Raw genomic sequence first — 19,154 nt, 5'->3', positions numbered from 1 at the left:
GCCGCCTCATTGCTTCGCGGCTTCCTCCAGCCCGCCGCCCAGCGCCGCATAGAGCGTGACGAGACTCGTCTGCGCGGAAAGCTGCGTCGTCGCGAGCGATTGTTGAGCGGCATACAGCAACCGCTGCTCCGTCAACGCGTCGAGCAGACTGGCGCTGCCTTGCCGGTATAACGCCATCGACAGATCGTACGCATGCTGGTCGGCATCGACGGTCTGGGTCTGGGCATCGAGCTGCTCGCCGATGGTCGCGCGCGTCGCGAGCGCATTCGCCACTTCCTCGAATGCGGTCTGAATGGTCTTCTCGTAGGTCGCGACGTCGATGCGATAGGTCACTTTCGCGGCGTCCAGCGTGGCCCGGTTCGCGCCCGCATTGAAGATGGGCAGCGACGCCGACGGCTCGAACGACCAGCTCCGGTTGCCGCCGCTGAAAAGCGACGCCAGCGCCGGACTCTCGAAGCCGAGCGCGGCCGTGAGGCTGATGGTCGGGAAGAAGTTGGCGCGCGCCGCGCCGATGTCCGCGTCGTCCGCCTTTAAAGCATGTTCCGCCGCGAGCACGTCGGGGCGTTGCTGAAGCACGGAAGAAGGGACCCCGGCTGGAATAGCCGTGAGACTCGTGACCGGGTCGATGCTCGCATCGGGCAGATCGGCTTCGGGCACCGGCGCGCCCGCGACGAGGTCGAGCGCATTGCGCGCCTGCGCCACCGTCGTCATCGCCTGCGCGACGGCATTGCGCGCCGACTGCACGCTGCTGCGCGCCTGTTCGTAGTCGAGGCCGCTGGTCGCGCCCAGCGCATGTTCGCGTTGCACGAGGTTGAAGGTGCGTTGCTGGCTGTCGAGCATGTCGCGCGCGATCGCCAGCAGGCGCTTGTCCGTGGCGAGCGTCAGCCAGTCGCTCGCCACATCCGAGACGAGGCTGATCTGCGTGCTGCGGCGTGTTTCCTGCGTGGCGAGGAAGGTTTCCAGCGCGGCATCGCTCAGGTTGCGCACCCGGCCGAACAGGTCGATCTCATAGGCTGTGAAACCCAGGTCGGCGCTATAGATATGCGACGTGGTGCCGCTGCCGTTGCCCGTGGTGCTGCCCGAGCCGGACTCGGCGCGGCGCACGGAGTTCGGCGTGCGGCCCGCGTCCTGGCTCGCGCCCACATCGATCTCAGGCAGCAGCGACGCGCGCTGGATCCGGTACTGCGCGCGCTCTTTCTCGATGTTCAATATCGCGATGCGCAGATCCCGGTTGCTCGCGAGCGCCAGTTCAAGGGTTCGCTGCAGACGCGGATCGACGAAGAAGGTACGCCAGCCGATGTCGGCGGCCAGGGTGTCTGTGGCGGCCGTTACGGTCGGCCCGGGCCACGAAGCGGGCACCGGCGCGGCGGGCCGCTGGTAATCCGGCGCCAGATTGATACAGCCGCCGAGCATGCCCAGCCCGCCGACCGCCGCCGCGACGGGCAGCCAACGCCATGCCGCCTTCATGCTTCACCTCCGTTCGAATCCACATCCCGCGCACTCCAGTCGCCGCCCTGGCCACCCGGATGCGAGCGCTTGCTCGAGAACTTGCGCACCATGAAATACGCCAGCGGCGTGAAGAAGATGCCAAGCAGGGTGCCGACGAGCGTCCCGCCGAACACGCCGGTGCCGATGGAATGCCGCGCCGCCGCGCCCGCGCCGGTGGCGACCACGAGCGGCGCGACGCCGAGCAGGAAGGCAAGCGACGTCATGATGATGGGACGGATACGCAGCGCGACCGCCTGTTCGATAGCTTTCATCGTGGACTTGCCTTCGCGTTCGAGCATCACGGCGAACTCGACGATGAGAATCGCGTTCTTCGATGCCAGCCCCACGGTGACGAGCAGGCCGACCTGGAAGTAGACGTCGTTGGAGAGCGCCCGCAGGCTCGTGGCGAGCGACGCGCCGAGCACGCCCAGCGGCACGATGAGCAGCACGGCCAACGGCACCGACCAGCTCTCGTAGAGCGCGGCGAGGCACAGGAACACGAACAGCACGGACACGGCATAGAGATACGGTGCCTGTCCGCCCGAGAGCTGTTCCTGGTACGACAGTCCGGTCCACGCGGAGGTGATGCCCTTCGGCAACTGGGCGACGAGTTGTTCCATCGTCTGCATGGCCTGTCCGGAACTGACGCCCGTTGCCGGATCGCCGACAATTTCGAACGACGATTGCGCGTTGTAGCGGTCGAGTTCGGGCGGGCCGTAGGTCCAGTGCGAAGTCGCGAACGCGGAGAACGGCACCATCGTTCCCGATGCATTGCGCACGTACCATTGCAACAGCGATTCAGGCGTCATGCGAAACGGCGCGTCGCCCTGCACGTAGACCTTCTTGATGCGCTCCTGGTCGAGAAACTCGTCCACGTACTGGCTGCCGAGCGCACCTTCGATGGTCGCGTTGACGTCGCTGATGTTCAGGCCCATGGCGCTGGCCTTGCGGTCGTCGATGGCGAGCGACAACTGCGGCGTGTCGCTCAGGCCGTTGAAGCGCACCTGACGCACGAGGCCGCTCTGGTTCGCCTGCGCGATCAGCTTGTCGCGCGCCGCCGCGAGCGCCGCGTGCCCGACATTGTCCTGGTCCACCAGCTCCATGTCGAAGCCGGAACTGACGCCCATGCCGCGCACGGTCGGCGGCTGGAAGATGAAGACCTTCGCGTCGCGGATGGTTCGCGACAGGTCGCGCGATGCCTTCGTGACCAGGCTTTCCGCCGAGTCGTTCGCGCTGCTGCGCTGGTCCCAGTCCTTGAGCTTCACCCACATCATGCCGACGTTCTGACCGTTGCTGCCGGTGGCATAGCCGGCCACGTTGAACACTTCGGTGATGTCCGGCTGCTTCAGCAGATAGTCTTCCACCTTCTGCATGATCGCTTCGGTGCGTTCGCGGGTCGCGCCGACCGGCGCCTTGACGGTGACCATCAGTCTGCCCTGGTCTTCGAGCGGCAGGAACGAGGTGGGCAGATGCATGAACAGCAGGCCGCCGCCAATCACCAGCAGCGCATACACGATGATCGCGGGCTTGCGGTGATGCAGCATCTTGTCGACGGCGCGGCGGTAGGCGTTGTCGGTCTTGTCGAAGCCGCGGTTGAAGCGCGTGAAGAACCCGCCCTTCGGCTTGACGTGGCCTTCCTTGAGCAAGGTGGCGCACAACGCGGGCGTGAAGGTCAGCGCGACGAGCACGGACAAGGCCATCGCCGACACCACCGACACCGAAAACTGGCGATAGATGATGCCCGTGGAGCCGCCGAAGAAAGCCATCGGCAGCAGCACGGCGGACAGCACCATGGCGATGGCCACGAGCGCGCTGCTGATCTCGGTCATCGATTTGCGCGTGGCTTCGCGCGGCGACAGATGTTCCTCCGACATCAGCCGCTCGACGTTCTCGACCACGACGATCGCGTCGTCCACCAGCAAGCCGATGGCGAGCACGAGGCCGAACATCGTCATCATGTTGATGGAGTAGCCGAACAGATCGAGGATGCCGAAGGTGCCGAGCAGCACCACCGGCACCGCAATGGCCGGGATCAGCGTGGTCCGCCAGTTTTGCAGGAACAGGAACATGATCGCGACCACGAGCACGATGGCTTCGAGCAGCGTCTTCACCACTTCCTCGATGGACGTCTTGATGAAGGGCACCATCTCGTACGGATATTCGACCTTCAAACCGGCAGGGAAGGTGGACGCGCGCTTTTCGAGGAAGTCATGCACTTCCTTGTCCACCTGAACTTCGTTGGCGCCGATCGCGAGCTGCAGCCCGAGCCCCGCAGCGGGCTTGTTGTTGAAGTTCGATTCGACCGTGTATTCCTGCGGCCCGAGCGCCACGCGCGCGACGTCGCTCAACAGCACCTGCGAGCCGTTGGTCTGCGTCTTGAGCACGATGTTGCGGAACTGCTCCGCTGTGGTGAGGCGGCTGCGCGCGGTGATCGTGGCGTCGAGTTCCTGTCCCTTGACCGACGGCGTCTTGCCGACTTCGCCCGCGGCGATATCGACGTTCTGCGTATTGATCGCGCTGACGATGTCCGCCGGCATCAGCGCATATTTTTGGAGCTTGTTCGGATCGAGCCAGATGTGCATGGCGTACTGATAGCCGAACTGCTGCGCCTGACCGACGCCCGGAAGACGCTCGATCGGTTCCTCGAGCTGGCTGTAGAGATAATCGGCGATGGCCGACTTGCTCATCTTGCCGTCTTCGGACACGAGGTTGAACACGAGGAACGTATCCGGCGATGCTTTCCTCACGGTCACGCCACTCTGCTGCACTTCCGTGGGCAGCAGCGCGTTCGCGGACTGCAACTGGTCCTGCACCTGAACCTGCGCCGTATCGGGATTGGTGCCTGCCGCAAAGGTGAGCTTGATCGAGATGCTGCCCTGCGAGTTCGCGCTCGACGACATGTACATCAGGTTGTCGAGCCCGACCATCTGCTGCTCGATCACCTGCACTACCGCGTCCTGATTGGTCTGCGCAGACGCGCCGTCGTAGGTGGCCGCGATCTGGATGGTCGGCGGCGCGATGTCGGGATACTGGTCCAGCGGCAACTGCGTGATGGTGAACGCGCCGGTCAGCGTGACGATGATCGCCAGCACCCAGGCAAAGACAGGCCGGTCGATGAAAAAGTGAGCAATGCGCATGCGTCGGCTCCTTCAGTCAGCCGAAGCGGTGGAAGTCGGCGGCTGCGTTGCCGCCACGGCCGAGGCTGGCATCTCGACCGCTTTCACGGTGTCGCCGGCATCGACATACTGCGAGCCTTCCACGACGATGCGGTCACCCGAGGCGAGCCCGCCCGTCACCACCCATTGATTGCCGTCGGCGGTGCCGGACAGGGTCAGCGTGCGCTGTTCGATCTTGCTCTTTGCGCCGACCACCAGTGCGCTCGCATCGCCGCGCTGGTCGTGCGTGACCGCTTGCTGCGGCACCAGGATCGCGTTCTCGTCGATGCCCTGATCCACCACCGCATGCAGATACTCACCGGGCAGCAGCATCTTCTCCGGATTCGGCACCACGATGCGCAGCGTGATGGTGCCCGTGGTCTGATCGACGCCCACGCCCGCGAACTTGAGCGTGCCTTCATGCTTGTAGGTCGTGCCGTCTTCCAGCGTAATCCGCACTTTCGCGTTGCCGGCTGCATCGGTTTTCAGGCTGCCGTCCGCGAGCTTCTTGCGCAACGCAAGCACCGCCGTGCTCGACTGCGTCACGTCGAGATACATCTGGTCATAGGCGTAGATGGTGGCAAGCGCGGTGCTCTGATCGGCCGTGACCAGCGCGCCCGGCGTGTAGGTCGACGCGCTGATCGTCCCGCTGATGGGCGCGGTCAGGCGCGTATAGCCCAGGTTGATGCGCGCGCTTTCGAGCGCGGCACGGTCAGCGTCGATGGTCGCTTCATCCTGCTTGAGCGTGGCCTCGGCTTGTTCGAGCGTTTCCTTGCTGATCGCATCGATGGCGGCGAGCGACTTGTCGCGCTCGGCGATCGGCCGCGCCGACAGCAAAGCCGCCTGCGCCTTCTCCAGATCGGCCTTGTCGGCGTCATAGGTGGCCTGATAGGGCGCGGGATCGATCTGATAGAGCACTTGTCCCGCGCGCACTTCGCCGCCTTCTTCGAATAAACGCTTCTGGATGATGCCGCTGACCTGCGGTGTGACCTGCGACGTGAGGAAGGCGGTCGTGCGTCCCGGCAGCGAAACCGACTGCGCGTATCGCGTCGTGTGGACGGTCATCACGTTGACGCTCTGTACCTTCTTCTGCTCTTGCTTCGAAGCCGGCGAGCAGGCCGTCAAAGAACCTGTGAACGACAGCACAGCCATGCCGTACAGCACGGAACGCGGAACTCTCATGGGGTCGACCTCGATGCGACAAGCGCGGCATTTGCCAGATGAGCCGATTATCCAAAGCAATTTCGCAAGAAATTAGGAAGTTCGGTCCGGCATGTTGGCGACGTCAAACCAGGCAGTAGAATCCGCTGCATGACGACCCCCACCACGCACACCAAGGCGGCAAAGAAGACGTTTGGCCTCACGGCCAAGCTGTTCGTTGCCATGCTGGCGGTGAACATCGTGCTGATCGGGGCCATGTCCATTGGCGCGCGCATCAGCTTTCAGCGCGGCTTTCTCGGCTATCTGACGCAGCAGGACCAGAAGCGCCTCGACGACAGCGTGGCGCCGCTCGCCAACGCCTATCAACAGCACGGCAACTGGGACTTCATCCGCCAGGACCGGCATCTGTGGCACATGCTGATGCTGCCGAGCGGCCGCTCCTTTACGCCGTCGCCCGACAACGCGCCGTTTCCGGTGCCGCCGCTCGCGGATCTGATCGGCGCGAACCTGCGCTTCACGCTGGTCGATGCGAACCACGTCTATCTGGCCGGCAATCGCCGCATGTTCGACGGCGCGCCGCGCAAGCCGGTTGTCGTCGAGGGCAAGACGGTCGGCTGGCTGCTCATCGCGCCGGTGCAGGACGTCATGGAGCCGGGCGATCTGCGCCTTCAGGAAACCCAGCGCGAGGCGAGCTGGGTGCTGGCCGTGGCGGCCACGCTGATCGCCGTGCTGATCTCGCTATGGATTGCGCGCAGCCTGGGCTTGCCCTTGCAGCGCATCGCGCGTGCGACGCACGTGCTGGCGCGCGGCGAGTTCAACGAGCGCGTGCCCGTGGTCTCGGGCGGAGAACTGGGACAACTCGAAGCGGATTTCAACAATCTCGCTGAAACGCTCGAACGCAATGAACAGATGCGCGCGGCGCTGGTCGCCGATGTCTCGCACGAACTGCGCACGCCGCTCGCCGTGATGCGCGCGGAAGTCGAGGCGCTCGAAGTGGGCGTGCGCGAGATGAATGTCGACGCCATGCGTTCGCTGTCGCTGGAACTGGAGCGGCTCAGCCGGCTCACCGACGATCTCTATCACCTCTCGCTGTCCGATGTCGGCGCGTTGCAGTATCACTTCGGCGATGTCGATGTGAGCGACGCGCTCGACGAAATCCTGCGCCTGTTCGGCCGACGTCTGGCGGACGCGGGCATCACGCTGGAAACGCGGCTGCCCGACGCTGCGCCGCTCGTGTACGGCGACGAACGCCGTCTGCAACAGGTGTTTTCGAACATCCTGCAGAACGTCGTGCGCTACGTGCCCGCCGGCGCGACGCTGAGCGTTGGTGTGAGAGCAGAGGGCGGACGGGTGCATGTCGACTTCCAGGACAGCGGGCCGGGCGTGCCGGAGGCATCGCTGGCCGTGCTGTTCGAACGTTTCTATCGCGTCGAGAGTTCGCGCAGCCGCGCGACGGGCGGCGCGGGTCTCGGCTTGCCGATCTGCCGCAGCATCGTCCAGGCGCACGACGGGCGCATTTCGGCCGCAAAGGCGCCGCAGGGCGGTCTGTGGATCGCCATTGTTCTTCCACGCCAGAGCGAGGATTCGTGAGCGACACAAGTGTTGATATCGACGTGCTGATCGTCGAGGACGAACCCAAGCTGGCGTCCGTGATGGTCGATTTCATCCGCGCGGCCGGGTATGCGCCGCGCTGGGTCGCGAACGGCGCGCAGGTTGCCGCGGCCGTGGCCGGGCATATGCCGCATCTGATCATTCTCGACCTGATGCTGCCGGGCCGTGACGGACGCGATATCTGCCGCGACCTGCGCAGCTTCAGCGACGTGCCGATCATCATGGTCACGGCGCAGGCGGAGGAGGTGGATCGGCTGCTGGGACTCGAACTCGGCGCGGACGATTACGTCTGCAAGCCCTTCAGCCCGCTGGAACTGGTGGCGCGCGTCAAGGCGATCCTGCGGCGTGCGCGGATTCACGCGCATCCGGAAACGAGCCCGCTGCAACTCGATGAAGCGCGTTTGCAGGCTACGTATCGCGGCGCGGCGCTCGACCTGACGCCAATCGAATTCCGCCTGCTCGCCACACTCGCGAGCCGGCCGGCGCAGGTGTTCTCGCGCAACAAGCTGATGGACCGGCTCTATACGGACGGGCGCATCGTGGAGGACCGCACCATCGACAGCCATGTGCGCAAGCTCCGGCGCAAGCTCGAAGCGATTGCGCCGGAGGAGGACGTGGTGCAGTCGGTGTACGGCGCGGGGTTCAAGCTCGTCCTGTAGACGACGAGCGGGTCGTCACGCGTTGACGCACCTGAAGCCGGCATACACGTACTGGTAATGCCCCTGGAACCAGTTGCGGAAGCTCGGCCGCAACATGCAGGCGGCCGTGCGCGGCGAGCCGCCCTTGATGACGAAGTGCTTGCCGTCGAAGAAATTGGCGGAATAGCCGAGGTAGAACGGAAACGGCTCGAAACCGTCGAGCGGCGCGAATTCCGTCGAGGTCCATTCCCAGCCGTTGCCGAACTGGCCTTCCACGCCGAACTCGCTGCGGTTGTCCGGGTGCGCCTGCACCGGCGAGGGGTCCCAGCGGCGGAAATCGAAGTTGCCTTCCGCGACATGCGGCGCGCCCGACGCCGCGCGCTGCCATTGCGCCTCGCTCGGCAGTTTCTTGCCGGCCCAGCGGGCGTAGGCCTTCGCTTCCGCATGACTCACGAACACGGGCCAGTCGAGCGGCAGCGCGATTTCGTCGAACATCGTGCGGAGAGTCCACGAGGCGCCGGACGGAATCCAGAACGCCGGATGCGCGATGCGCTGTTCTTCCTTCCACGCCCAGTCGGCATCGTCCCAACAGGCACGGTTCGCGTAACCACCGGCTTCGATAAAACGCAGCCAGTCGCCGTTCGTGACCATGTGGCGGTCGATCTCGAAAGCGGGTACGTCCACGCGCTGTGCACCGAATTCGTTATCCCAGCCGAACATTCCGCTGTCCCGCGCCAGACCCAGCGTCGCCGCACCGGCCGGCACGCGCACGGTTTCATGTGCGAGCGGACGGTCCGAGGTGCGGTCGGACGAAGCATTGGGTGGTGCAGTTTTTCTATCGACCGGCAATTGATGCAACATGTACGCGAGTGTCTCCGCATGCATCAGACGATGCTCGATGGCGACTTCGAGCAGTTGCGCAGCCGATTCTTCCGGAGATAGCGGAGCCGTCGCGAGTTCGACCGGATCGAAACAAGCGTCGATCGCCGCGCGCACCGTGTCGCGGTAGGCGCGCACTTCGTCGAGTGTGGGCCAGTCGGCGGGCTGGTCGGTGGGCAGGCCGCCGTCCACCGGATCGATGCCGAACGCGAACAGATCGTCGTAAGCGGCATTGGGGCTCGGCAGATGGAACAGCCGCTGGTCGAACAGATTGCGGTCGAAGGCTTCCAGATGCCCGATATAGAACACGATGCGATGCCGTTCGGCAATCGGCCTGTCATACAGATGTTCGGGCTTGACGACGCCGAAGAGTTCGTCCATGACGCGTCGCGCCTCGGCGAGGCGTTCGAGCAGAGGGTGACGCAGTGAAGGGTCGCGATTCATCTCGCTCATTCTCCTTGGCAGGCCAGCTAGGCTAAAGAGCCTAATGCGTAGCGAGCAGCGTGCCAACTGAAAAATGAGCGCCGATTATTCTCAGGCTGGAAACAATCGCCGGCGGATCCACACCGGACGGGGCCGCGATCAGACGGCGCGCAGACCGTCGAAGTCGCAAATGCGGATGAACTTGCCCTGCGTTTCGATCAACCCCGACCGGTCGAAGCGCGACAGCGTGCGGCTGACGGTTTCGAGCGTCATGCCGAGATAGCTGCCCATGTCGTCGCGCGTCATGCGCAGCGTGAACTCCGACGCCGCGTAGCCGCGTCGCGAGAGCCGCGAGGAAATGTCGAGCAGCAGACGCGCGACGCGTTCGTCGGCGCGCAGCATGCCGAGCCTGACGACGTGATTCGTTTCCCGGTTCAGCGCGTGGCTCATCATGCGGTGCAGGCGCTTCTGCAAGGCATCGGTTTCGCGGCACATGCGCTCGAACAGCGTGTAGGGCACCACGCACACGGTGCTGTCTTCCAGCGCGACGGCGTCGCAGGTATGCGCGCCTTCCTCGATGCTCTCGAAGCCGAGCGCGTCTCCCGCCAGCAGCAGGCCGGTCACCTGCTCGCGGCCGCCGTCCTGCGTGACGACCGTCTTGAGCGAGCCGGCGCGCAGCGCGAACAGGGCGTCGAAACGGTCGCCGGCGCGAAACAGGGCTTCGCCCCGTTTCACCTTGCGCGTGACGGAGATGATGTTCTCCAGCTTGGCGATATCGCTGGCGCAGAGTCCTTCAGGCATGCAGAGATGACGCATGGCGCAGGTGGAGCAATTCGCCGCGGCGCGCCGCGCGCGGTGGGTGTCGGACAGTGCGCTCATGGGCTTCGTTTGTTGATGAATGACAAACGATTTTCCCACGCTGCTTTCGGCGCCCAGCGTGGAAAATTGACGCAGGCTGAAACCGATACAGCATTTTTTACATCAGGCGTCCGCGGCGTCCTCGTCGGTGCCGGCGGCGGATGGAATCAGCAAGACCGGCAGTGTCGCCTGGCGCAGGCAGCGCTCGGCCACGCTGCCGACAATCAGCCGCCGGAAGCCCTTGCGGCCGTGCGTGCCCATGACCAGCAGGTCGGCATTGAAGGCCCCGGCCGCCTGGATGATGAGCGTCGCCACGTCGTCGCTGGCGGTGGCTTCCACCGTCACCACGTCGCCGGCAATCCCGCGCGCCTTCATCGCGGCGGCGGTGTCGCGCGCCAGTTCGGCGCCTTGCTCCATCAGGCTCTTTTGCAGCGAGGTCGGATCGTAGCCGGGCACGTCCATGTACATCGGACCCGTCTCGACGACGTAAAACGGCTGCATGACCGCTTGATGCGTGGCGGCGAGATCGAGGGCGGCATCGAACGCGTGTTGCGAGGTGCGGCTGCCGTCGATGGCGACGAGAATGCGTTTGAACATGGCGATTTCCCCCTGATGATGATCGATCGGCGAACGGCGGTAGCCGCCGTGCCTCCGGATGATAAGGCGCGGGTCTTGCCGTGCCGTGCGGCTTTTTGGCGAAAGGTCGATCCCGCGCAAGGCAGGCCGTACAATTCGTGCTTCTCGGCATCAGCGGCTGCTTAATTCGCGCGGCCGCGATCTCCTTGTAGCATTTCTTCAGCCTGTCTGCCTGACTTACCGTGACCACGACGCCGCCCGCCGCACCCGCTCTCGCTTTCAGAACCGCCCTTTACGCGATGCTCGGCATCGGTCTCGTCAACATGCTGGTCGCGCTCGACCAGACCGTGGTCAGCACGGCCTTGCCGTCGATCGTGGCGGAGCTGCACGGCTTCGAGTTCTATGCGTGGATCGCGAGCGCGTACCTGCTGGCGTCGGTGGTGACGGTGCCGGTGTTCGGACGGCTCGGCGACTACTTCGGGCGCAAGCGTTTCGTCGTGGCGGCGGTGATCGTGTTCACGCTGGCCTCGGTCTTGTGCGGACTCGCGCCGAACATGCTGTTCCTCGTGCTGGCGCGCGGCCTGCAGGGCGTGGGCGGCGGCATGATGGTGGGCACCGCGTTCGCCTCGATTCCCGACCTGTTCCCCGATCCGCGCACCCGCGTGCGCTGGCAAGTGGTGCTCGCGGCGGCCTACGGCATCGGCACGGCGGCGGGGCCTTCGCTGGGCGGCTGGATGAGCGAGCACTGGGGCTGGCGCTCGACCTTCCTCGTCAATCTGCCGGTCGGCATCGCGGCCCTGTACTTCATCTGGTCGCACCTGCCGAACCTGCACCGGCCGCGCGCGGGCGGCGTGAAGATCGACTGGACCGGCGCGGCGCTCGTCGGGCTCGTGCTCGGCGGCTTCCAGGCGCTGATCGAGGCGCTGCCGAAGGACGGCTTCACGACCGGCAATATCGCGCTGGGTGTGGGCGTGGTGCTCTGCGCGGCGGCGCTCCTGATCTGCGAGCGGCGCGCGACGCATCCGATCATCCCGCTCGACATCTTCCGCGACAGCCAGCTCAACACCTTGTTCACGCTGTCGTTCCTGGCGGGCTTCGTGATGTTCTCGCTGATTTTCTTCGCGCCGCTGCTGCTGCAAGGCGGTTTCGGGCTGTCGCCGCAGCAGGCGGGCCTGCTCGCGACGCCCATCGCCGCATGTATCGCGCTCGGCAGCTTCATCAACACGCGCATCGTGATTCACATGAAGAAGCCGGTGAACATCCTGTCGATCGGCTTTACGCTGCTGCTGGTCGCGTCCGTGGCGCTGGCGTTCGCGCGCATCTCGACGCCGCATGTCTGGATCGAGCTGCCGATGGCCGCCATCGGCATCGGCCTGGGCTTCATCCTCAACAACATGAACATCTTCGGGCAGGAGATCGCGGGCCGCGAGCGCTTCGGCATCACCACGGCGCTGCTGCAATCCACGCGCATGGTGGGCGGCATGATGGGCACGAGCATTGTCGGGACGATCGTCGCGCATCACTACGCGAGCGTCGTCGAGCGCACGGTCAGCGTGCTGGGTCCGCAGGTCTCGGCACAGTGGCTGCCGCGCATGGCCGATCCGCGCATTCTCGTCGACGAAGCGCTGCGCGAACATCTGCTCGGCGAACTGACTGCCGCGGGCCTCGACGCACCCGCGCTGTTCGACGCCGCCCGCGACGCGCTCGTGCAGTCGATTCACATCGGCGTAATGCTGACGGCGGTCGCGGCGCTGGTCGCGGTGCTATTGGTGCGGCGCATCGCGCACATCACGTTCCGCAAGCCGGCGGCGCCCGCGGCGAAGTCCTGAGTCATTGCTGCGGGGCTGCATTGACGACGCGTTGGTCAGCCCTGCGTTATTGACGGCCGTCGCGGTGCTGCTGGTGCTGCTGGTGCGACGCATCGCGCACATCACGCTCCGCAAGCCGGCGGCGAAGCCCTGAATCTTCGCGCGCGACGTTGACGCTTCGTTCCCCGGGCCTGTAGCTTCTGCTTTGCGCCCAAGCGTACAGGCCGATCTTCCGATGCCCGCCACGACCGTGCATCCCGTTTGCTTCACGCCTTTCCATCGCGGATTGCATGGAACGCCTGGCGCAACCCGCGAGTCTTCGCATTAGCGGGCGGCGCGAGCGCAGGCTGGCCGCTCCCCCTGCCCATCACCATGAGGAGCTGACATGAAGATCACCGGAGAGATGCTGATTGGCGCATCGGCCGTGCGGGGCACCGATGCCACGCTCCGCGCGTTCGACCCCGCGCGCAACGCCGACCTGGAGCCCACCTTCGGCGGCGGCGGCGCGGCGGAAGTCGCGCGCGCCTGCGAACTCGCTGAAGCCGCCTTCGACGCCTATCGGAACGCCCCGTTCGAAACGCGTGCGCAGTTCCTGGAGGCGATTGCCGACAACATCATCGCGCTCGGCGATCCGCTGATCGAGCGCGCCATGGCGGAATCCGCGCTGCCGAAGGCGCGTCTCGAAGGCGAACGGGCTCGCACGATCGGGCAGTTGCGCCTGTTCGCATCGCTCGTGCGCGAGGGCCGCTGGCTCTGCGCGACACTCGATTCACCCCAGCCCGAACGCAAGCCCTTGCCCCGTTCCGACCTGCGTTTGCAAAAGATTCCTGTCGGACCGGTCGCCGTGTTCGGCGCCTGCAACTTTCCGCTGGCGTTCTCGGTGGCGGGCGGCGACACCGCATCGGCGTTCGCGGCGGGCTGTCCCGTCGTCGTGAAGTCGCATCCGGCGCACCTGGGCACCGCCGAACTCGTCGGGCGCGCAGTGCAGAAGGCGGTCGCCGACAGCGGCTTGCCCGAAGGCGTGTTTTCCTTGGTGGTCGGCGAAGGCAATGCGATTGGCGAGGCGCTCGTTGCCCATCCGGCGATCCAGGCCGTCGGGTTTACCGGCTCGCGGCGCGGCGGGCTCGCGCTCGTCGACATCGCGGCGAAGCGTCCCGTGCCCATTCCCGTCTTCGCCGAAATGAGCAGCGTCAATCCGCTGTTCGCGCTGCCCGCCGCGCTCGATGCGCGCGGGACGACGCTGGCGGCTGCGTTCATCGATTCGGTCACGCTCGGCGTCGGCCAGTTCTGCACCAATCCGGGCCTCGTGATCGGCCTCGACAGCCCCGGTCTCGACGACTTCATCGACAGCGCCTCGGCCGCGCTGGAGAAGAAGGGCACGCAGACGATGCTGACTGCGGGCATCGCGGCGGCGTATGCGGACGGCGTCGGCAAGCGCGACGAAAGCGCCGCGCGCATTGCGACGGGTACGCAGAACGAGGCCTACAGCGGCGCGCTTCCGGCGCTGTATCGCGTGAGCGCGGACGAGTTTCTCGCGCGGCCGCAACTGGCCGAGGAAATCTTCGGTCCGACTTCGGTGATCGTCGTGTGCCGTGACGAAGCGGAGATGAGCGCTGTTGCGCGCCATCTCGAAGGCCAGCTGACCGTGACGCTGCTGATGGACAAGGAGGACACCGACCTCGCGCGGCGGCTGTTGCCGGTGCTTGAACGCAAGGCAGGACGAATCCTGGCGAACGGCTTTCCGACCGGCGTCGAGGTGTCGTACGCGATGGTCCACGGCGGCCCGTTCCCGGCGACCTCGGACAGCCGCTCCACGTCGGTCGGCGCGATGGCGATCGAGCGTTTCCTGCGGCCGGTGTGCTATCAGGATCTGCCTGCCGCGCTACTGCCGGCGGCGCTCGCGGATGACAATCCGCTGTCCTTGTGGCGGCTTCGGGACGGCGAACTCGGACCGAACTGAAGCAAGGCCGAAGCACGAATATCTGTATCGCGCATAAACGTCATTTATTCGCGATACAGATAACGATCGGCGTTTGACGCTTATCTGCGTGACGCATAAAATGCGTTTATTCTTCTCGCAGATATCTTCGCCATGTTCCAAGTCATCGCCACCGTGGGACACATGGGCCATGTGCTCGCCGCCGGCCGCAGGCGCGCCGGCCTGACGCAGGCGCAGGCGGCGGCGCGCCTGGGCATCAGCCAGAGCCGTGTGTCGACGCTCGAACGGGATGCCCGCGCGCTGACGCTGGATCAGATGCTGGCCATGTTCGGCGTCTACGGCCTGCAATTGCAGGTTCAGGACCGGCCGGAAGCGAGCCTGCTCGAAGCGCGCGAGCCGGACGGGGGGGACTGGTAATGGCCGGACGCCGGCCGCATTCCCGGGCCTTGTCCATTTGGGCAAACGGCCTGCGCATGGCCACCTGGCGCCTGCCCGCGCGCGGTCCGGCGGAACTGCTCTACGACGATACCTGGCTGCGCTCGGATGAAGCGCGCGCGCTGTCGCTCTCGCTGCCGATGCCGCTGGACGGCGCGCCGTTGCGTGGCGAGGCCGTGCTGAACTACTTCGACAACCTGCTTCCCGACAGCGAAGCCATCCGCCGGCGCATCGCCCAGCGGTTCCAGACCGGCAGTCTCGATGCCTTCGATCTCCTGCAGGCCATCGGGCGCGATTGCGTGGGCGCGGTGCAGTTGCTTGGTGAAGACGAAACGCCCGAGGGCGTCGAACGCATCGAAGGCGAGACGCTCGGCGAGGAGGACATCGAGCGGCTGCTGAATCAGGTGGCGGGCGGCCTGTCGTTCGGCGTGGACGATGAAGACGACTTTCGCATCTCGCTTGCCGGTGCGCAGGAAAAGACCGCGCTGCTGCGTCACGACGGACGCTGGCTCAAGCCGCAGGGCGCCACGCCCACCACGCACATCCTGAAGCTGCCGCTTGGCCTGGTGGGCAATCGCCGCGCGGACCTGACCACGTCGGTCGAAAACGAATGGCTCTGCATGCGCCTGCTGCGCGCGTTCGGTTTGCCGGCGGCGCATGTGGAGATGGCGACCTTCGGCGCGCGGCGCGTGCTGGTGGCCGAGCGGTTCGACCGCCGCACGCATCCCGACGGCACTTGGATCCTGCGCTTGCCGCAGGAGGACTTCTGCCAGGCAACCGGCCTGCCGCCGCACCGCAAGTACGAACACGACGGCGGCCCCGGCGTGCTGGATCTGGCGCGCGTGCTGCAACAGTCGAACGCGGCGCGGCGCGACATCGAAACCTTGCTGACCACGCAATTGCTGTTCTGGCTGCTCGCCGCACCGGACGGACACGCGAAGAACTTCAGCCTGCATCTGCTGCGCGGCGGGCTGTATCGCCTGACGCCGCTGTACGACGTGATGTCGATCTGGCCCGTGGAAGGCGATGGCGCGAACCAGTGGTCGTGGCACAAGGCCAGGCTCGCGATGGCGCTGCCGGGCAAGAGCCGGCATTACGCCTTTCGCGACATCCGGCGGCGGCATTTCAACGCGCTGGCGCTCAAGAGCGGTTTCGGCGAGAACGCGGAGCCGGTCATACAAAGGATCATCGAACGGACGCCGGCGGTCATCGAGGAAGTCACGGCGCAGTTGCCCGGCGACTTCCCGGCACGGGTCGCGCAGCGCATCTTCGACGGACTGCGCCGGTCCGTGGCCGCGCTCGACGCCATGCCGCCCGCATGATGCCGCGTCCATAACCGCATTCAAGGAGACGAACAACCATGTCAAGTGATTCGCGCCGCTACCCCGACCCCGCCGTGCGCGTGCTGGACCCGCGCTTCAACGCGTTGCGCGTGGCGGCGGCGTCGGTCGAATGTCTTTATCAGGGAACGCGCTGGTCCGAGGGACCGGTCTGGTTCGGCGATGCCCGCGCGCTGTTGTGGAGCGACATTCCGAACAACCGCATCCTTCGCTGGGACGAAGAGAGCGGCCAGGTGAGCGTGTTTCGCAAGCCGTCGAACAATGCCAACGGCAACACGCGCGACCGCGCCGGACGCCTCGTGACCTGCGAGCATCTGACGCGGCGCGTGACGCGCACGGAATACGACGGCTCCATCACCGTGCTCGCCGACCGTTACGCGGGCAAGCCGCTGAATTCGCCGAACGACGTCGTCGTGAAGTCGGACGGTTCGATCTGGTTCACCGATCCTGCATTCGGCATCGACGGTTTTTATGAAGGCGAGAAGGCCGCGGCGGAGCTGAAGCCATGCGTCTATCGCGTGGATGGCCAGAGCGGCGAGATCACGATGATGATCGACGACTTCATCGGACCGAATGGCCTGGCGTTCTCGCCGGATGAATCCGTGTTGTATGTGGTCGAGTCGCGCTCCGCGCCGCGCAAGATCTTTGCGTTCGATGTGCTCGACGGCGGCCGCCGGCTCGGCAAGCCGCGCCTGGTCATCGATGCGGGACCGGGCACGCCGGACGGCTTTCGTGTGGATATCCACGGCAACCTGTGGTGCGGCTGGGGCATGGGCGACGCGGAACTCGACGGCGTACGCGTCTTCTCGCCGCAAGGCGAAGCGCTGGGCCATATCGACCTGCCCGAGCGCTGTGCGAACGTGTGCTTCGGCGGACGGCATCGCAACCGTCTGTTCATGGCGGCGAGCCATGGCCTCTATGCGCTCTACGTCAACACGCAGGGTGTGCAGGGCGGCTGAAGGCCATCACGCGCGCCCGATCTTCTCCATGATGCGTTCGGGATGCGCGCTGGCCGCGAAGCCGTGGCGCGCGTAAAGACGGTGAGCGTCGGACGTGACGAGCATCATGCGGCGCAGTCCTTGCAGGTCGGGATGCGCCATCACGCAGTCGATCAGCCAGACGCCCAGGCCCGCGCCGCGATGCGCGGGCAGCACGAAGACGTCGGCGAGATAGGCGAAGGTGGCGGTGTCGGTGATCATGCGCGCGTAGCCGATCTGCACGTCGCGCAGGAATAGCCCGAACGCGAGCGAATGACGCGCCGCGCGCTCCACCTTCTCGCGCGCGATGCCGGGCGACCAGTACGCCTCTTCGCTCAGGTAGCGATGAATAACGTCGAAGTCGAAGGACTCGATGTCGGTGCTGACGCGATAGTCGTCCCGGGTCCACTGCATGGCGCGGCTCCATTCGTCATGAAGCGCCGAGCTTAAGCGATGGCCGCGCCACGCTCCATGCACACTTTGCGTCTGACAGCGGGTGCCGCTCAGTGTACGCAGTACACGCGACCCGTTTCGGCGCCCTCGACGCTGCGGCTGTACGCCAGCGCCACGCGCGCGCCGCTGGCGGCCTCGAAGCCGCGGAAGTAAGGGCCGAAGCTTTCGCGCGCTTCTTCGAGCATCGTCGGGCTGATGGCGTTGATGCGCAGGCCGCGCGGCAGTTCGATCGCTGCGCCGCGCACGAAGCCTTCGATCGCGCCATTGACGGCGGCCGCGCTCGCGCCCTGCAGGATGGGTTCCGCGCCGACGATGCCGCTCGTCAGCGTGAAGGAGCCGCCATCGTTGAGATGATCGCGTGCGGTGAGGACGAGATTGACCTGACCCATCAGCTTGTCGTCGAGACCGAGGCGGAATTGCTCCGGCGTCATCTTCACGAGTTCGCCGAAGTGCACATGACCGGCGGTGGCGACGATGGCATCGACCCGGCCGATGGATTCAAAAAGACGCTTGATGCTGTTCAGGTCCCGCAAGTCGACGCGATGCGCGCCGCGCGTTGCGCCAATCTCGATGACTTCATGACGGGATTTGAGTTCGGTGGAAACAGCTTGGCCGACCGTGCCGGTCGCGCCGATGACAGCAATTTTCATGATGTGGGCTCGCAAGCTTGAAGCGTGAGTCGTAAAGATAAACCGCCTTGCATTGTGCGAGCCGGCGGACGCGCAAAACAGTCGCGCCCGCTTCATGGATTGCAAACGTATGGTTTCGAATGCGCCCGGCCTTTTCGGCGCTTTAACGCTTTGCGATGCGCGGCGGCATCGGCGAGACGAGATACAGGGACGCCGCCAGCTTGCAGACGAGACCGGCACCGCAGACCAGTGCGGCGGCGGGGAAGGCGTGCCATTGCATGCCAATGGTCGGCGCCACCAGCGCCACCGACAGGATACCGATGGCGACCGTAAGCCAGCGCGCCCATTGCAACCGCGACGCGACGCACACATACAGCATGCCGATGAGCACGCGCGAAACGATCGACGCCGCAATCGGATGGCTCGACGCGTCTCCGGGCAGGCCGATAGCGAGCGCCAGCGCGAATTCGGCCCATGACAGCGCGTAGGCGGCGCCGAGACAGGCGATGGCGGACGTGAAGCGCTGTTCCGCCGCCGTTAGCGGCTGCTGCTGCGTTGCTGGAAGTGCCTGAAAGTCCTCGGTGTCGTCCTGATAGCCGTCGTATGCATGGATCGTGGTCATTGGCCTTCCCCTTTATCGATCTACGGTCAGTCGCGTTGTTTTTGTGCGGCGCATTGTCGCGAGGGAGCATGCGCAACCATCGTGCCTGCTGCCACGAATCGATCGACGGGTGAGGCACGCGCGTTGCATCTACCCCAGGCATGCGCCATAACCTGAGGAGCG

Annotated in this window: 16 protein-coding genes; 7 read left to right on the top strand and 9 right to left on the bottom strand. The window is 65.6% G+C overall.

What is annotated here, in order from left to right:
- Nucleotides 1-6: 6 nt before the first annotated feature.
- The 3 genes from QCE88_RS37645 to QCE88_RS37635 are packed head-to-tail and all read right to left on the bottom strand — an operon-like array spanning nucleotide 7 to nucleotide 5,825.
- The gene (locus QCE88_RS37645; protein WP_309910757.1) at nucleotides 7-1,467 is read right to left on the bottom strand and encodes an efflux transporter outer membrane subunit; all 1,461 of its coding nucleotides are present in this window, start codon (nucleotides 1,465-1,467) and stop codon (nucleotides 7-9) included.
- A complete protein-coding gene (locus QCE88_RS37640) occupies nucleotides 1,464-4,619 on the bottom strand; it encodes an efflux RND transporter permease subunit (protein WP_409018309.1) in 3,156 nt (1,051 codons plus the stop codon). The genes QCE88_RS37645 and QCE88_RS37640 overlap by 4 nt, the downstream gene beginning before the upstream one ends.
- A gap of 18 nt (nucleotides 4,620-4,637) precedes the next feature.
- Nucleotides 4,638-5,825 (bottom strand): efflux RND transporter periplasmic adaptor subunit, encoded by a 1,188-nt coding sequence (locus QCE88_RS37635; protein WP_309910755.1) that lies wholly within the window; start codon nucleotides 5,823-5,825, stop codon nucleotides 4,638-4,640.
- Between the two features lie 129 nt (nucleotides 5,826-5,954).
- On the opposite strand from QCE88_RS37635, the gene QCE88_RS37630 reads away from it, so the two are divergent.
- Complete coding sequence (locus QCE88_RS37630; protein WP_309910753.1) at nucleotides 5,955-7,394, top strand: ATP-binding protein; 1,440 nt, start codon at nucleotides 5,955-5,957, stop codon at nucleotides 7,392-7,394.
- Nucleotides 7,391-8,074, top strand: coding sequence for a response regulator (locus tag QCE88_RS37625; protein WP_309910752.1), 684 nt, complete (start codon nucleotides 7,391-7,393; stop codon nucleotides 8,072-8,074). Before QCE88_RS37630 ends, QCE88_RS37625 begins: the two co-directional genes overlap by 4 nt.
- Before the next feature lie 15 nt (nucleotides 8,075-8,089).
- Here the strand turns inward: QCE88_RS37625 and QCE88_RS37620 are convergent, their stop codons facing one another.
- The 3 genes from QCE88_RS37620 to QCE88_RS37610 all read right to left on the bottom strand — a co-directional run bounded on the left by QCE88_RS37620 (nucleotide 8,090) and on the right by QCE88_RS37610 (nucleotide 10,810).
- A complete protein-coding gene (locus QCE88_RS37620) occupies nucleotides 8,090-9,376 on the bottom strand; it encodes an SUMF1/EgtB/PvdO family nonheme iron enzyme (RefSeq protein WP_309910750.1) in 1,287 nt (428 codons plus the stop codon).
- Between the two features lie 138 nt (nucleotides 9,377-9,514).
- Complete coding sequence (locus QCE88_RS37615; RefSeq protein WP_309910748.1) at nucleotides 9,515-10,234, bottom strand: helix-turn-helix domain-containing protein; 720 nt, start codon at nucleotides 10,232-10,234, stop codon at nucleotides 9,515-9,517.
- Between the two features lie 102 nt (nucleotides 10,235-10,336).
- Nucleotides 10,337-10,810 carry a universal stress protein gene (locus tag QCE88_RS37610; RefSeq protein ID WP_309910747.1) on the bottom strand — a complete coding sequence of 158 codons (474 nt, stop codon included), beginning with the start codon at nucleotides 10,808-10,810 and terminating at the stop codon, nucleotides 10,337-10,339.
- A gap of 278 nt (nucleotides 10,811-11,088) precedes the next feature.
- Between QCE88_RS37610 and QCE88_RS37605 the strand changes: the two genes are divergently transcribed.
- The 5 genes from QCE88_RS37605 to QCE88_RS37585 all read left to right on the top strand — a co-directional run bounded on the left by QCE88_RS37605 (nucleotide 11,089) and on the right by QCE88_RS37585 (nucleotide 17,270).
- Nucleotides 11,089-12,618, top strand: coding sequence for an MFS transporter (locus tag QCE88_RS37605; protein WP_309911050.1), 1,530 nt, complete (start codon nucleotides 11,089-11,091; stop codon nucleotides 12,616-12,618).
- 364 nt (nucleotides 12,619-12,982) lie between these two features.
- Nucleotides 12,983-14,557, top strand: a complete 1,575-nt coding sequence (locus QCE88_RS37600; RefSeq protein WP_309910745.1) for an aldehyde dehydrogenase (NADP(+)) — start codon at nucleotides 12,983-12,985, stop codon at nucleotides 14,555-14,557.
- A 132-nt stretch (nucleotides 14,558-14,689) separates the two neighbouring features.
- Complete coding sequence (locus QCE88_RS37595; protein ID WP_309910744.1) at nucleotides 14,690-14,953, top strand: helix-turn-helix transcriptional regulator; 264 nt, start codon at nucleotides 14,690-14,692, stop codon at nucleotides 14,951-14,953.
- The gene (locus QCE88_RS37590; RefSeq protein WP_309910743.1) at nucleotides 14,953-16,293 is read left to right on the top strand and encodes a type II toxin-antitoxin system HipA family toxin; all 1,341 of its coding nucleotides are present in this window, start codon (nucleotides 14,953-14,955) and stop codon (nucleotides 16,291-16,293) included. Before QCE88_RS37595 ends, QCE88_RS37590 begins: the two co-directional genes overlap by 1 nt.
- A gap of 38 nt (nucleotides 16,294-16,331) precedes the next feature.
- Nucleotides 16,332-17,270: an SMP-30/gluconolactonase/LRE family protein gene (locus QCE88_RS37585; RefSeq protein WP_309910741.1), complete on the top strand. Its 939-nt coding sequence runs from the start codon at nucleotides 16,332-16,334 to the stop codon at nucleotides 17,268-17,270.
- Nucleotides 17,271-17,276: 6 nt separating this feature from the next.
- Here the strand turns inward: QCE88_RS37585 and QCE88_RS37580 are convergent, their stop codons facing one another.
- From QCE88_RS37580 to QCE88_RS37570, 3 genes are all read right to left on the bottom strand, one after another.
- Complete coding sequence (locus tag QCE88_RS37580; RefSeq protein ID WP_309910739.1) at nucleotides 17,277-17,702, bottom strand: GNAT family N-acetyltransferase; 426 nt, start codon at nucleotides 17,700-17,702, stop codon at nucleotides 17,277-17,279.
- An 89-nt stretch (nucleotides 17,703-17,791) separates the two neighbouring features.
- Nucleotides 17,792-18,394 carry a short chain dehydrogenase gene (locus tag QCE88_RS37575; RefSeq protein ID WP_309911047.1) on the bottom strand — a complete coding sequence of 201 codons (603 nt, stop codon included), beginning with the start codon at nucleotides 18,392-18,394 and terminating at the stop codon, nucleotides 17,792-17,794.
- Between the two features lie 139 nt (nucleotides 18,395-18,533).
- Entirely contained in the window at nucleotides 18,534-18,992 is a 459-nt protein-coding gene (locus QCE88_RS37570) for a hypothetical protein (RefSeq protein WP_309910738.1), read from the bottom strand.
- Between the last annotated feature and the right edge of the window lie 162 nt (nucleotides 18,993-19,154).

The sequence above is a fragment of the Caballeronia sp. LZ035 genome, assembly GCF_031451175.1.
GTDB lineage: Bacteria > Pseudomonadota > Gammaproteobacteria > Burkholderiales > Burkholderiaceae > Caballeronia.
This window is presented reverse-complemented; position numbering and strand designations above follow the sequence as displayed.

Bases quoted from the DNA above. Each gene is read 5' to 3' on its own strand.
- QCE88_RS37580 (WP_309910739.1), bottom strand. From the start codon at position 17,702: ATGCAGTGGACCCGGGACGACTATCGCGTCAGCACCGACATCGAGTCC.
- QCE88_RS37595 (WP_309910744.1), top strand. From the start codon at position 14,690: ATGTTCCAAGTCATCGCCACCGTGGGACACATGGGCCATGTGCTCGCC.
- QCE88_RS37610 (WP_309910747.1), bottom strand. From the start codon at position 10,810: ATGTTCAAACGCATTCTCGTCGCCATCGACGGCAGCCGCACCTCGCAA.
- QCE88_RS37635 (WP_309910755.1), bottom strand. From the start codon at position 5,825: ATGAGAGTTCCGCGTTCCGTGCTGTACGGCATGGCTGTGCTGTCGTTC.
- QCE88_RS37630 (WP_309910753.1), top strand. From the start codon at position 5,955: ATGACGACCCCCACCACGCACACCAAGGCGGCAAAGAAGACGTTTGGC.
- QCE88_RS37590 (WP_309910743.1), top strand. From the start codon at position 14,953: ATGGCCGGACGCCGGCCGCATTCCCGGGCCTTGTCCATTTGGGCAAAC.
- QCE88_RS37585 (WP_309910741.1), top strand. From the start codon at position 16,332: ATGTCAAGTGATTCGCGCCGCTACCCCGACCCCGCCGTGCGCGTGCTG.
- QCE88_RS37570 (WP_309910738.1), bottom strand. From the start codon at position 18,992: ATGACCACGATCCATGCATACGACGGCTATCAGGACGACACCGAGGAC.
- QCE88_RS37600 (WP_309910745.1), top strand. From the start codon at position 12,983: ATGAAGATCACCGGAGAGATGCTGATTGGCGCATCGGCCGTGCGGGGC.
- QCE88_RS37620 (WP_309910750.1), bottom strand. From the start codon at position 9,376: ATGAATCGCGACCCTTCACTGCGTCACCCTCTGCTCGAACGCCTCGCC.
- QCE88_RS37615 (WP_309910748.1), bottom strand. From the start codon at position 10,234: ATGAGCGCACTGTCCGACACCCACCGCGCGCGGCGCGCCGCGGCGAAT.
- QCE88_RS37605 (WP_309911050.1), top strand. From the start codon at position 11,089: ATGCTCGGCATCGGTCTCGTCAACATGCTGGTCGCGCTCGACCAGACC.
- QCE88_RS37645 (WP_309910757.1), bottom strand. From the start codon at position 1,467: ATGAAGGCGGCATGGCGTTGGCTGCCCGTCGCGGCGGCGGTCGGCGGG.